Below are 13,010 nucleotides of genomic sequence, written 5' to 3' on the forward strand. Positions count from 1 at the left end.
CCAGTGAGGAGTTCGCGATGGAGCGAACCGTCGTCGGCGGCATGCTGCTCGCCAGCACCGACCCGGAGCGTCTGCGTGCCTGGTACGTCACCGCGCTCGACCCGGAGGCGAACCAGGACGCCAACGGGTACGGGGTGCTCAAGTTCGGCGAGTTCTACCTGTTCATCGACACGCGGGACGACGTGAGCGGCAAGAATCCGGAGCCCGGGAGGACGATACTGAACTTCCACGTGGCCGACGCCCGAGCCGTGGCCTCCCGGATGGAGGAGGCGGGCGCGTCGTGGGCGGCGCCGCTGGAGGACCGCGAGGGCAGCCTGTTCGCCACCGCGATCGACCCCGACGGCAACTACGTGCAGATCATCCAGCTCAGCGAAGCCCATGCGGCGGGGATGTGAGGCGACCATGTTCCAGGACACCAAGGCGTTCAGCGGGTTCTCGGTGAACGACATCGAGGCGGCCAGGAGCTTCTACGGCGAGACGCTGGGGCTGCGCGTCTCGGAGGAGAACGGCCTGCTCACCCTCCACGTCGCGGGCGGCACCGACATCCTCGTCTATCCGAAGGAGGACCACGCGCCGGCCTCGTTCACGATCCTCAACTTCCCGGTCGAGGACGTCGAGAAGGCGGTGGACGAGCTGACAGCGCGCGGGGTGCGCTTCGAGCGCTACGACGGGATGCCGGCGGACGAGAAGGGCATCATGCGCGGCTGGGGCCCGACCATCGCCTGGTTCACCGACCCGGCCGGCAACGTCCTCTCCGTGATCGAGTCACCTTCCTGAGCGGGTCCTCACCACGAGCTCACCGTGCGAAGCCGTGACAACCAGGAGAAAACCCCGGGGGAGGAGAAGAGGCACCTAGGGGTCGGGCCAGGGGCGGTCCCGGATGTGGGGAGGGGCGGCGGACGGGGAAAGTGGAGGCATGACCGCAGCGCAGAGGCTCTACCCGTTGATCGCGTGCGCCTCCATCCTGTTCTCGGTGGTCGCCGTGGTGGTCGGGCAGTTCGACCCCGACCCCCACCTCGACCCGCTCGCCATCACCATCAGCGAGTACGCCGTGGCCGACCGCGGGGGCGTCACGGAGGTCGCGATGGCGGTGCTGGGGATCGGGTCGGTGGCGCTGCTGGCGGGGCTGCGGGCCGCGGGCGCGCCGGTGCGGGGGGTGCCGGCGTGGCTGCTCGGGGTGTGGTCGGGGGCGCTGGTGGTGGCGGCGGCGATCCCGACCACGCCCATCGGGGCGGATCTCGACGCGGCGGCCCAGGTGCACCGGTACGTGTCGGTGGCGGCGTTCGTGAGCCTGCCGGCCGCCGGGGCGCTGCTGGTGTCGCGGCTGGGTGCGGACGGGCGCTGGAAGCCCGTGGCGCGGGTGGTGGAGTGGGTGGCTCTGGCCGGGGGGTTCGGGCTGCTGGCGATCACCTACGTGGCCCTGCCGGGGGACCGGGTGATGATCGGGCTCGTCGAGCGGCTGCTGCTGGGGGCCGAGGTGGCGCTGCTGGCGGTGCTGGCCGGGTGGCTGGCCTGGCTGGTCTGGGGGGCCGCGGCGGTGCGGGTGGCGGGCCGGGTCAGCGGCGCCCGTGCCGTCACACGAGGGCGGAATTTCCTGACATATCACAGATTTATCGCGAGTCGATCTTAAAACCATGAGTTTCGGTGCTATTCTCTCCCGCGATCTTCTATCCGGGAGCGGGTGTCATGGCATCGGGCAGATCCATCAGATTCAAGATCTCGACGCTGCTCGTCATCCCCTTGATCTCCCTGATCGCGCTCTGGGGCTTCGCGGCGAGCACCACGTTGGGGGAGGCGCGCCGCCTCCTGGACGTCGAGACGATCTGGACTGGCGTCATCAACAACGCCGACGGCCTGACCTCCAACCTCCAGGCCGAGCGGCTCGCCTCCGCCGAGCTGCTGGCGGGCGCGGTCACCGACCCCGACGCGCTGACCAAGGCACGCGCCAAGGTGGACGACAGCCGGAAGAACCTGCGCGCCAAGGCGATGTCCGAGGACACGCAGTCGGCGCTGTCGCAGGACATGAAGACCCAGCTGCAGACCGTGTTCGAGGCGATCGACCGGATCCCGGACATCCGGCGCAAGGTCGACGACCGCCGGCTCACCCCGAGCACCCTGGTCACCGAGTACGCGAAGATCTCCGACGAGGTCCACCTGCTCTACTCTCGGATGACGGTCAGCACCGACCTGGAGCTGGCGCTCCAGGCGCAGGGCCTGATCGCCGCCGACGAGGTGCGCGAGCTCCTGAGCAGGGAGCACGCGATGATCGTGGCCGCGAACGGCCGCGTCAACATGCACGACATCCACCTGCTGTCCGGCCTCGACAGCACCAGGACGTACCTGTTCCCGAAGGCCCTGGCCAACCTCGACACCGAGCTGCGCGCCCCGTTCGAGAAGCTGTACTACTCCCCCCGCTACGTCACGATGGAGAACCTGCTGGAGAGCTACATCTCCGGCGAGCCGATCGACATCGAGCTCTGGCGGGGCGTGGGCGAGCAGGTGCAGAACGAGTTCCGTGAGGCCGTCTGGCGCACCGGTGACAAGCTGCTGGCCAGGATGGAGCCCGCGGGCGTGGGCATCCTGGTGCGCGCGATCGCCGCGGGCGTGCTCGGCCTGATCGCCGTGGTCTTCTCCGTCTTCATCTCCATCAGGGTCGGCCGCCGGCTCACCCGTGAGATGGGGGCGCTGCGCCGTACCGCGCTGGACCTGGCCGAGATCAGGCTGCCGGACGTGGTGACGAAGCTGCGCAAGGGCGAGAGCGTCGACATCGCGGCCGAGGCGCCGCCCATCACGGTGGCCAAGAACGCGACCAGCGAGGTCAAGGACCTGGCCCAGGCGTTCGACAGCGTGCAGAGCACGGCCGTGGACGCCGCCGTCGAGCAGGCGAGGCTCCGCGAGGGCGTGTCCGAGGCGCTGCGCAACCTCGCCAGGCGCAGCCAGTCGCTGCTCCAGCGCCAGCTCAAGATGCTCGACGAGATGCAGCGCCAGACGGAGGACCCGGAGGCGCTGGAGGGCCTGTTCAGGCTCGACCACCTGACCACGCGCATGCGCCGCCACGCCGAGGGCCTCGTGCTGCTCTCGGGCGGTAGCGCGGGCCGGCGCTGGCGCGGCGTCATCCCCATCGAGGACGTGCTGAGCGGCGCGGCGGCGCAGGTCGAGGAGTACACCCGGGTCCGCGTCTACCCGATGTCCGAGTGCGGCGTCTCGGGTGCCGCGGTGGCCGACCTCATGCACCTGTTCGCCGAGCTGATCGAGAACGCCACCGCCTTCTCCTCGCCGACCAACGAGGTCTCCGTGCGCGGCGAGATGGTCGGCAGGGGCTTCGCCGTCGAGATCGAGGACCGCGGGCTCGGCATGGACCAGGCCACCCGCAGGGCCATCAACGCGCGGCTGGCCAGCCCGCCGGAGTTCGACCCGTCGCAGACCGAGCGGCTGGGTTTCGCGGTGGTCGGCATGCTCGCGTCCAGGCACGGCATCAAGGTGACGCTCAAGCCCTCGCCGTACGGGGGGACCACCGCCATCGTGCTCGTGCCCGGCACGCTGGTCGAGCCCATGGCGACCCCGGTGCAGCCGCTGGAGTTCGAGTCGGTGTCGGTGTCGGTGGTGCGCTCCGAGCCCACCGGTCCGGGGGAGCTGCCGCGCCGGGTCCGTACGAGCAAGCGCGGCGGCGGCCAGGTGGCCGGCATCGTGCCCCAGCAACCGCAACAACCTCCGGAACCGGACCTTTCGGAACTGCCCCGGCGCCGACGGCAGAAGGAGGCCGGCCTGCCGGAGCGTACGGGTTTCGCGGGGGCCACAGGGCATCCGGACCCTTCGGGGCTGCCCCAGCGCGAACGGCAGCCCGGCAGGCCGCAGCGGCTCAAGCAGGCGCCGCTCCCGGCCCCGACGCCGGAGGCGTCCGAGGAACGCCCGCCGGTCCCGGAGCGTTCGCCTGAGGAGGCCAGGGCGCTGCTCACCTCGCTCCAGTCGGGCTGGCAGCGCGGACGGCAGGACAGCGAGCAGGATGGGGGATCTCAGTCGTGAGCCGCGAGCACGAGTGGGTCGACGAGGAGGCGGGGCCGGTGGTGCGGCCGTACGCGGTCGCCCGCGGGCGCACCAAGCCCGCCTCCTCCTCCGCTCTCGACCTGCTGGCGACCGTAGCCTCGACGGGGCTGCCCGTCCCGGCCAAGGCGGAGCTCAGCGGTCAGCACCGGCGGCTGCTGACCGCCGTGTCCGGCCAGACCAGGCCCGTCGTGGAGATCTCCTCGGACCTGGGGCTGCCGGTGGGGGTCGTGCGGGTGCTGCTGGGGGACCTGCTGGAGCACGGCCTGGTGACGGTGCGGCCGCCGCGCGACAAGGCCGTCACGGCCACGGAGAGCCTGCTCCAAGAGGTGATCAACGGCCTGAGGGCGCTCTGAACCGCCCGGAGCCGGTCACACGGAGCCTGTCACACGGAGCCGGGACGGCGGAGACCGGCGCGCCGAGGCCCGTCAGTTCGCCGAGGTCAGCGTGCGCAGGGAGTGCTCCACCAGGGCGATCATGACTTCCTTGGCGGACGCGCGGCGCCGCACGTCGCACAGCATGACCGGGACGTCGTCGTCCAGGTCGAGCGCGATGCGCACGTCGTCCACGCTGTGCCGGGCCGCCCCGTCGAAGCAGTTGACGGCCACCACGAACGGCGTGCCGCGCTGCTCGAAGTAGTCGACGGACGGGAAGCAGTCGGTCAGCCGGCGCGTGTCCGCGATCACGACGGCGCCCAGCGCGCCGTAGGACAGCTCGTCCCACATGAACCAGAACCGCTCCTGGCCGGGCGTCCCGAACAGGTACACCACCAGCCCGTCGCGGATCGTGATGCGGCCGAAGTCCATCGCCACGGTCGTGGTGTTCTTGGCCTCCACGCCGTCGAGGTCGTCGATCCCGATCCCGCGGTCCGAGAGCACCTCCTCCGTGCGCAGCGGCTTGATCTCGCTGACCGACCCGACGAGGGTGGTCTTGCCGACGCCGAACCCCCCTGCGATGAGAATCTTCAGCGCGACGGGGTCCTCAGAGAGCACGGAGTCCATTGATCACTTCCTTGAGAATGCGCTCATTCGACCGCGCCCCTCCGGCTGAGGGAGACGTCACCGAGATGAGGCCTTGATCACGCAGGTCGCCCAGCAGCACCCGGACGACGCCGACGGGCAGGTCGAGCTCGACGGCCAGGTCGGCCACCGAGATCGGGCTTCGCGCCGCCCGCAGGATGAGCTGTTGCTCGGGACCGAGCTCGCCCGGCGACTCGCCGATGGCGCGCACGGATGCCACGAGGTCGAACGTGTCCCCTGAGGAACGCGTACGGCCGCGGATGAGAGCATAGGGCCGGACCACGGGCCCCGCGTCCTCATCGAACCACCGGGGGCTATCGCTCATGACGCCCCGGCGCGCGGATTGGTGGTGATGTGCTGGCCCACCCGCTTGACCAGCATCGCCATCTCGTAGGCGATGTGGCCGACGTCCACGTTCGCGTCGGCGATCACGGCCAGGCACGTGCCCTGTCCGGCGGCGGTGACGAACAGGAACGCCGACTCCATCTCCACGATGGTCTGGCGCACGTCGCCGCCGCCGAAGTGGCGCCCGGTGCCGCGGGCCAGGCTCTGGAACCCGGCAGCCACCGCCGACAGGTGCTCGGCGTCCTCCCTGGACAGCGCCTTGGAGTAGCCCACCGCCAGGCCGTCGGTCGACAGGATGACCGCCTGGCGCACGGCGGCGACCCTGGTGGTCAGGTCGTCGAGCAGCCAGTTCAGCTCGCCGGTGTTGGTGGTCGGCGCAGTCATGCATCCCCCTTACTCATGGCCCCTCCTCAGAGGCTTCTTCTCGGGCGCGTTGGGTTCCCCGCTGGAGCGCGGAGAACAGGTCCCTGACCTCGTCGGGAGAGCGTTCGGGCGGCGGCTCCTGCTCGCGCGGCTCCGGCTCCTGCCCCTGCTTCTGCGCCGGGGTTCCGTCCGGCTCCTTGAGCTGCGGCGCCAGGCTGGCCTGCCGGACACGCCTGGGCAGCCCGGCGTGGGTGCCCGAGCTGACCACCGCCAGCGCCTTCTTGCGGGTACGGCTCGGCAGTTCGGCCCTGCCCTCGCCGTCTCCCTGCGCGGACTCCTCGGCCACCAGCGAGCGCGGCACGAGCACGATGGCGGTCGTCCCGCCGAAGGGCGAGCGCCGCAGCAGCACCTTGATCCCGTACCGCTCGGCGAGCCTCGCCACCACGAACAGGCCGAGCCTGTCGCTGTCGGCCAGGTCGAACTCCGGCGGCGCGGACAGCAGCGCGTTGAACTCGTTGTACTCGACGGCCGACAGCCCGAGCCCTCTGTCCTCGACCTCGATGACGTATCCGTTGCTCACCAGGTCGCCGCGCACCTGGACCGTGGTGTCGGGCGGCGAGTAGATGGTGGCGTTCTCGACCAGCTCGGCCACCAGGTGGGTGAGGTCGGCGGCGGCCGTCCCGTCGATCGCGCCGGCCGGCATGGTGGCGACGTCCACCCGGGTGTAGTCCTCGATCTCCGCGATGGCGGCCCGGACGATGTCGATCACGGGCACCGGCTTGCGCCAGGCCCGCCCGGGAGCCGCTCTGGAGAGGATCATCAGGCTCTCGGCGTGCCGGCGCATGCGGGTGGTCAGGTGGTCGAGGCGGAAGAGCTCCTCCAGCCGGTCGGGGTCGTGCGTGCGGCGCTGCATGTCGTCCAGCAGCGCGAGCTGGCGGTGCAGCAGGCCCTGCTTGCGCCGGGCGAGGTTGAGGAAGACCTGGCCGACCCCGTGCCGCAGGGTGGCCTGGGCGACCGCCGCCGTCACGGCGGTGCGCTGCACGGAGCGGAAGGCCCTGGCCACGTCGGTGATCTCGGCAGAACCGTGCACCTTGATCGACTTGGCCTCCTTCTTCACGTCGACGTCCTCACCCCTGCGCAGCCGCTCGACGATGTCGGGCAGTCGCGTGCGCGACAGCTCGACCGCGGCGGTGCGCAGCCCGGCCAGCTCTCCGGCCAGGCGACGACCGAAGCGTACCGAGATGATGATCGACGCGAGGACGGCGATCAAGCCGAGGCCGCCCGCGATGGAGATCTTGACGACGGTGGTGGTGGCGGCCTCGGAGACGCGCGAGGCCAGGACCTCCGTCGAGGTGGTGCCGAGCCGGTCGAGCCGGGCGGTGAGCCCGTCGACGGCCCGGTTCCAGCTGTCGGGCGCGATCGGCGGGGCGCCGGTCCTGACCATCCGCGCCTCCATGGTGGCGAAGGTCAGGTACGGCTCGGAGGCGAAGACCTCCTCGTACGGCTTGCGCAGCCTGACGTCGAGCCCGGCCAGGCCGCGCGCGTGCAGGAACTTCCTGGAGGCCGCGTACTCGGTGAAGGCGGTCGCCTCCGGCCCGGTGAGCCGGTGGTCGGCCATCGCCCCGATGATGAGCGCGTGCTCCCTGGCGACGTACTCCCTGGCCATGCCCATCGCCTGGAGCGAGGACGCCTGCTGGAACAGGGTCAGGTCGGAGACGGAGACCAGATGGTCGTAGAGGGAGAAGATGGCGTCCAGGAGCTTGTTGTACTCGTTGAGGCCCTCCAGGCGCGAGCCGAGGCCGCCGTCGATGCCGGCCCTGATGGGGCCGAGCCGGCCGAGCTCGATGTCAAGGGCGTCGATCGAGCCGCGCAGGTCGTCGCTCACCGCGCCGCCGGCCTCCATGACCGCCAGCTTGAAGTCGGTCACCGACCTGTCGGTGCGGGCGCGCTGGGCGCTGAGCACGGCGGTGAGCTTACGCGTAGTGAGCGTCTCCGCGGAGCGCACCCGCTCGGCCTGGAGCTGTAATCCCAGGTCGGTGGAGGTGACGCCGAGAGTCCGGTAGAGCGTGTTCGCTCGGAGCAGTGACTGGGCGTCGCCCATGGTGAGGTTGAGGACGAAACCCCAGAGCGCGCTCAGAGACAGGAGGGGTAGCAGCAGCAATAAAAAGATCTTGAACCGAATTGACCGGTTTCGCGAGCCCATGTCCCAACCTCGAGTCGGGGGCATTTCCACACCTTGTGTAAATACACCTCCGGAAGATCGCACAGGAGACTAGCACCGTTTATGCCCCCGGCGCAGTGGGGGAAGGCGTTCATTACGGGGATTATTGGGGCCCGAGGTGCCCCGGGCGGCACGACCAGCGCGTCTGCGGGGCGTCCCCGACCCGTCGCGCAGGGTCGCCGGACGGGTCGCCGGCGCCGGAGGGACCGCCGCCCGCCGCGAAGGCCCGTGCCGCCGCGCCTGCGGCCCGCTGAGCGCCCGCCGCACGGCCCCGCGATTCGGGGCGCGGCCACCGCCGGCAAGCGGCCTCACAGGGCCTCTGAGACGTCAAGACCCGCGTAGGCGCCGCGGGCCGGGAAGCCGCGCGGGGCTTGGGAAAGCGACGTGCGGGCTATTACGGCGAATGTCCCCTTTGGAGTACCGTCCGGACTATCGCGAGCGGGGGGAGTCCGGTGGTCGGCAAGCAGGGCAGGGTGACGGGGAAGATCGGCCCGGGGCTCGTCGGCGAGGTCATGATCCCGGTGCGGGGCGGGGTGGAGGCGTTCTACGCGCATCCCAGCGTGCCCGACGAGGAGTTCGGCATCGGCTCGATCGTGGTCGTCGTCGAGTACTTCCCCCCGCGCACGGTCTACGTGGTCAGAGCACTCGTCTGAGGGAGTCCCTCCTATGTCCCCCGAGCTCTACATCGCCGCCGCGGGCGTCGTTCTCGCGCTCATCGTCATCATCCTGCTGTTCAAGATCGTGTGGCGGGTCGCCGAACCCAACGAAGCACTGATCATCTCGGGGCTGGCCGCCCGCCGCCGCGGTGAAAGCCTCGACAGCCTGGGCTTCAAGATCGTCACGGGCAAGGGCACGGCCGTGCTGCCGGGCTTCCAGACCGCCCGGCGGCTGCGGCTCGACACCAGGGCCGCCAACCTCCAGGTCTCCTGCGTCACCCAGCAGGGCATCCCCGTGCAGATCCGAGGTGTGGTGATCTACAAGGTCGGCGACGACCTGTCCTCCATCGCCAACGCCGCCCGCCGCTTCCTCGACCAGCAGGACTTCATGACCAGCGCTATCCACGAGCTGTTCACCGGGCACCTGCGCTCGATCATCGGCAACCTCACCATCGAGGACCTCATTCTCAACCGCGAGCGCCTGACGAGCGAGACCAGGGCCTCGGCCGCCGACGAGATGAGCAAGCTGGGCCTGATCGTGGACTCGCTGCAGATCCAGGAGATCGACGACGAGACCGGCTACATCGTCAACCTCGGCAAGCCGCACGCCGCCAAGATCGCCGCCACGGCGCGCATCGCCCAGGCCCAGCGCGACCAGGAGGCCACCGAGGCCGAGCAGATCGCCTCCGCCAACATGGCCGCCGCCCGCCGCGACGCCCGCATCAAGGAAGCCTCCTACCAGGCCGAGATCGACCAGGCGCAGGCCACCTCCCGGCAGGCGGGGCCGCTGTCGGAGGCGACCGCGCGCCAGGAGGTGGTGGTCCAGGAGACCAGGGCCGCCGAGCTGGAGGCCCAGCTCGCCGAGCAGCGGCTCCAGTCGCAGGTGCGCAAGCCCGCCGACGCCAAGGCGTACGAGACCGTCACGCTCTCCCAGGCCGAGCGGGACGCCCGCATCGCGCAGGCGGAGGCCGAGGCGAGGGAGACCGAGCTGCGCGCCGCCGCGCGGGCCTCCCAGGTGAAGCAGACCGCCGCCGCCGAGGCCGAGTCGGTACGGCTGCGCGGCGAGGCCGCCGGCGCCGCCACGAAGGTCACCGGTGAGGCCGAGGCCCAGGCCGCCCAGGCGCGCGGCCTCGCCCAGGCGGAGGCCGCCAAGGCGCTGGGCCTGGCCGAGGCGGAGGCGTCCCGGGCCAAGGGCCTGGCGGAGGCCCAGGCGATCAGGGCGCGCGCCGAGGCGCTGAAGGACAACCAGGAAGCGGTCATCGCGCAGCAACTCGCCGAGCGCTGGCCGGAGGTCGTGGAGGCGGGCGCGAAGGCGTTCGGGAACGTCGATCACATGGTCGTGCTGAACGGCGCGCAAGGCGTCGAGGAAATGCTCGCCAAGGCGCTCACGCTCGGCGGCACGGGATTGAACCTGGCCAGGGCCCTGCTCAACGGCGGGACGCCCAACGGTGAAACGCCGAAGAACACCGAAAAGGAAATCATTCGTAAAACCACTGAATCCCGCGAATAGCGACGTTACGCGCCTCCTCGCTCTTCAATTCCTCTAGCGTTTTGTTGAATGGCGCCAGAGCGAATTGGAGAGCCCATGCTGAAGCCTGTTTCCGGCATATTCCTGAGTATGGTGGCGATAGCCGGATGTTCCACCGGCGACACCGGCCAGACGCCCGCCGCGGCGGCGGTGTCGCCGTCGCCGGGGACACTGACGTCCGCCGACACCGCCAAGCTCCGCGCCGCTCTGCTGCCGGTCCCCAAGGGCATGCACGTCGCGTACGGGCCCGAGCTGGGTGCCTTCGGCTCGCTCAAGTCCACCCAGCAGGGCCTCGCGGCGGTGCGCAAGGCCAAGCTGCAGCGGCCCGAGTGCGCGGGGGCCGCCCAGCTCGACGCGGCCAAGCCCGAGGTCGCCCAGGCGCCCGCCGCGGTGATCGCCTTCGCCGCCGACCGCGGCTCCATCACGCAGGCGGTCGTGTCGATGCCGAACGCCGCCTTCCCCGAGCCGCTGTCCAAGCAGTGCGCCTCCTACACCGCGACCGTCGAGGGCACGCAGGTCAGCTACAAGACCCGCACCCTCGCCATGCCGGCCAGGGGCGACCAGTCGCGCGCCTACCTCACGACGGCGGCGGGCAACCAGAAGAACGCCCAGATCGGCTCGGTCATGATCAGGCGCGGCACGATGATCATGAGCATGCTGGTGGTCGGGCGGCGGGTCAAGCCGGAGGGTCTGTACGAGCTCGCGCGGCTGGCCGACCAGAACCTGGCACGCGCCGCCCGGTGACCCCCGCGGCGGGCCGTCAGATGAGGACGTGGGCGTCGGGGCGGCCGACGAAGGCGAACTGGGCGTTGCGGGTCAGCTTGATGTGGTCCGCCTGCCAGGTGTGCATCGAGCTGTCGGCGCTGCGCCAATAGACGAAGTTGAACCGGTCCGCCGAGTAGATCTTGACGGAGTCCTCCTTCAGCCGCCGTACCAGCTGGGTGTCCTCGCCACGGGTGATGTCGGCGAACCGGTAGGAGCGGAACATGTCGGCCTTGCCGAGGAACGTCCCGCCCTGCACCAGGAACGAGTAGCGGTGCTCCAGGCCCGGCAGGCGCAGCATGGTCGTGTTGATGCCCTCGAAGTACGCGTAATGCGCCCCCTTGCCGACCAGCTCCGCGTCCGAGTAGTCGAACGCGCGCACCAGGTCGGACAGGTAGTGCTCGCCGTACAGGTTGTCGTCGTCCATCTTGGCGATCAGCTCGCCCTCGGCGGCGGAGATGCCCAGGTTCATGCACGCGCCGAGCGAGAGCGAGGCGTCGGCCGGCAGGACCACGACGTCCGTGATGCCCGCCATGCGGGCCTTGTCGGCGACCACGACCGGGTCGATGTCCAGCCCGTGCAGGACCATGACGAGCTGGAGCGGCCGGTGCAGCTGGCGGGCCACGGAGGAGATGGCGTGCTCGATCTGCGAGGCGCGGTTGGTGGGCAGCACCACGGAGATCGACCGGCTCCTCGGCGTCACCTGGTGTCCGAGGTCCTGCAGGATCTGGTCCACCCGGTGCGAGAACAGGTGCTTGTCGAAGACCTCGCGCATCGCCAGGTGGCCCATCCTGGCGCGCAGCTCGGGGCTGTTGATCAGGTGCAGCACCTGGTTGTACGACTCGATCGGCTCCCGCGCGATGGGCACGAGCTCGCCGAACGTCTCCTCGATGGCGCGCGACCACCCGGACACGACGGGGGTGGCGCAGGCGGACAGCTCGAAGACCCGGCGGGCGCACATGGTGGGCGAGTCGAGCACCGAGTTGACGTTGAGGAAGACCTTGTACATCCGGTACGCGGCCAGCATCTGGTCGTAGGGGAGCTCGCCCACGATGTGCGGCCCGTACTTCTCGGGCCAGGCGTACTTCTCGTCCACCTCGCCGTTGCGCGCGAAGATGTGCAGCCCGAGCTCCCTGACGGGGTCGAGCACGGTCTCCATCTGCTCGCGGCGCTCGGGGTGCTTGTCGCGGAAGTACATCCCGGCGAAGACGACGTCGTGCAGGCGGCCCTGGCGCTGCTGGATCGGGTTGTGCACGCGGGGCTGGGCGGCGAACTGCAGCACATCGACCCGATCATGTCCCAATATTTCGCGATATTTGGGGAGCATGTCGCCGTCGCACGTGAACACGTAATCGAACAGCTTGGCCGTGTCGATGAAGAAGTCGAAGTTCGGCGGGTCCTCCTTGTTCCAGAAGACCGTCGGAATGCCCTCCTGGCGGAACCAGGCGACCAGGTCGCGCAGCGGCTCCTTCGGCGCGTTGGTGCCGGTCATCTGGTAGCGCCAGCGGCCCTGGTTCCCGTGCCAGGCCGATTCGCAGAACAGCAGATCGGGCCGCTTCTCGGCGAAGACCTCCGGCCAGTCCTTGAGTCCGAACTCGATCTGGTCCCACTCGTATTTGAAGGCCATCCTGGAGAAGTCGTCCAGGATCACCGCCACCTTCAGGTCGGGCCGGTTCACCGGCCCGGTCGGCCACTTCACCGCCGGCACCTCGACCAGCGGGGGCCGGTGGTTGGCCGTCTCGATGGCCTCGGTGACGGGAGTGGGCGGCTTGGGCGCCTTCTCCCTCGACCTGACCGCCTCGACGATCTTCCCCGGGCTCTTCGAGCCCAGGGCCTCGCCCAGTTTGAACGTGCGCTTGGCCTGCGTGGCCTCCAGCTTCCACGTCGCGTACGCGGCCTTGGCCTCGGCGATCTCCAGCCGCCGCCGCAACTCCCTGACCTCGGCCTCGTATCGCTCGACCTGCTTGCGGTCCTCGGGCAGCCAGTTGACAGGGCCGAGCCGCTGGTACGTGGGCTCGTCGGGGATTTCGGCCATGGTGGTACGCCTATCGCTTAGCGGAGGTATGTCATGGTAC

At 70.1% G+C, this 13,010-nt stretch carries 13 protein-coding genes; 8 read left to right on the forward strand and 5 right to left on the reverse strand.

From position 1 onward, the window contains the following. Positions 1-17 precede the first annotated feature (17 nt). From FH608_RS35320 to FH608_RS35340, 5 genes are all read left to right on the forward strand, one after another. A complete protein-coding gene (locus tag FH608_RS35320) occupies positions 18-395 on the forward strand; it encodes a VOC family protein (RefSeq protein ID WP_139634730.1) in 378 nt (125 codons plus the stop codon). Positions 396-402: 7 nt separating this feature from the next. Then, on the forward strand, positions 403-777 hold the full coding sequence (locus FH608_RS35325) for a VOC family protein (RefSeq protein WP_139634731.1): 375 nt from the start codon (positions 403-405) through the stop codon (positions 775-777). Between the two features lie 139 nt (positions 778-916). Continuing rightward, the gene (locus FH608_RS35330) at positions 917-1,630 is read left to right on the forward strand and encodes a DUF998 domain-containing protein (protein ID WP_139634732.1); all 714 of its coding nucleotides are present in this window, start codon (positions 917-919) and stop codon (positions 1,628-1,630) included. A gap of 56 nt (positions 1,631-1,686) precedes the next feature. Beyond that, positions 1,687-4,023 carry a sensor histidine kinase gene (locus FH608_RS35335; RefSeq protein WP_139634733.1) on the forward strand — a complete coding sequence of 779 codons (2,337 nt, stop codon included), beginning with the start codon at positions 1,687-1,689 and terminating at the stop codon, positions 4,021-4,023. Beyond that, a complete protein-coding gene (locus tag FH608_RS35340; RefSeq protein ID WP_139634734.1) occupies positions 4,020-4,397 on the forward strand; it encodes a DUF742 domain-containing protein in 378 nt (125 codons plus the stop codon). The genes FH608_RS35335 and FH608_RS35340 overlap by 4 nt, the downstream gene beginning before the upstream one ends. A gap of 72 nt (positions 4,398-4,469) precedes the next feature. Here FH608_RS35340 and FH608_RS35345 read toward each other — a convergent pair whose 3' ends face one another. Genes FH608_RS35345 through FH608_RS35360 form a run of 4 tightly spaced genes read right to left on the reverse strand, consistent with a single transcriptional unit; the run spans position 4,470 to position 7,929 of the window. Then, positions 4,470-5,042, reverse strand: coding sequence for a GTP-binding protein (locus FH608_RS35345; RefSeq protein WP_139634735.1), 573 nt, complete (start codon positions 5,040-5,042; stop codon positions 4,470-4,472). Then, the gene (locus FH608_RS35350; protein ID WP_139634736.1) at positions 5,023-5,385 is read right to left on the reverse strand and encodes a DUF742 domain-containing protein; all 363 of its coding nucleotides are present in this window, start codon (positions 5,383-5,385) and stop codon (positions 5,023-5,025) included. The genes FH608_RS35345 and FH608_RS35350 overlap by 20 nt, the downstream gene beginning before the upstream one ends. Beyond that, positions 5,382-5,789: a roadblock/LC7 domain-containing protein gene (locus tag FH608_RS35355; RefSeq protein ID WP_139634737.1), complete on the reverse strand. Its 408-nt coding sequence runs from the start codon at positions 5,787-5,789 to the stop codon at positions 5,382-5,384. Before FH608_RS35355 ends, FH608_RS35350 begins: the two co-directional genes overlap by 4 nt. Before the next feature lie 13 nt (positions 5,790-5,802). Further along, positions 5,803-7,929: a sensor histidine kinase gene (locus FH608_RS35360; protein WP_193318809.1), complete on the reverse strand. Its 2,127-nt coding sequence runs from the start codon at positions 7,927-7,929 to the stop codon at positions 5,803-5,805. A gap of 512 nt (positions 7,930-8,441) precedes the next feature. Here FH608_RS35360 and FH608_RS35370 point away from each other — a divergent pair. The 3 genes from FH608_RS35370 (at position 8,442) to FH608_RS35380 (ending at position 10,917) form a co-directional block, all read left to right on the forward strand. Continuing rightward, positions 8,442-8,642 carry a hypothetical protein gene (locus FH608_RS35370; protein ID WP_139634739.1) on the forward strand — a complete coding sequence of 67 codons (201 nt, stop codon included), beginning with the start codon at positions 8,442-8,444 and terminating at the stop codon, positions 8,640-8,642. Between the two features lie 13 nt (positions 8,643-8,655). After that, positions 8,656-10,155, forward strand: coding sequence for a flotillin family protein (locus FH608_RS35375; RefSeq protein WP_139634740.1), 1,500 nt, complete (start codon positions 8,656-8,658; stop codon positions 10,153-10,155). 108 nt (positions 10,156-10,263) lie between these two features. Then, positions 10,264-10,917: a hypothetical protein gene (locus tag FH608_RS35380; protein ID WP_139634741.1), complete on the forward strand. Its 654-nt coding sequence runs from the start codon at positions 10,264-10,266 to the stop codon at positions 10,915-10,917. Positions 10,918-10,933: 16 nt separating this feature from the next. On the opposite strand, the gene FH608_RS35385 is transcribed toward FH608_RS35380, so the two are convergent. Then, the gene (locus FH608_RS35385) at positions 10,934-12,970 is read right to left on the reverse strand and encodes a glycosyltransferase family protein (protein ID WP_139634742.1); all 2,037 of its coding nucleotides are present in this window, start codon (positions 12,968-12,970) and stop codon (positions 10,934-10,936) included. Positions 12,971-13,010 lie beyond the last annotated feature (40 nt).

Origin of the sequence: Nonomuraea phyllanthi (assembly GCF_006334985.2) — a bacterium.
GTDB classification, from domain to species: Bacteria; Actinomycetota; Actinomycetes; order Streptosporangiales; family Streptosporangiaceae; genus Nonomuraea; species Nonomuraea phyllanthi.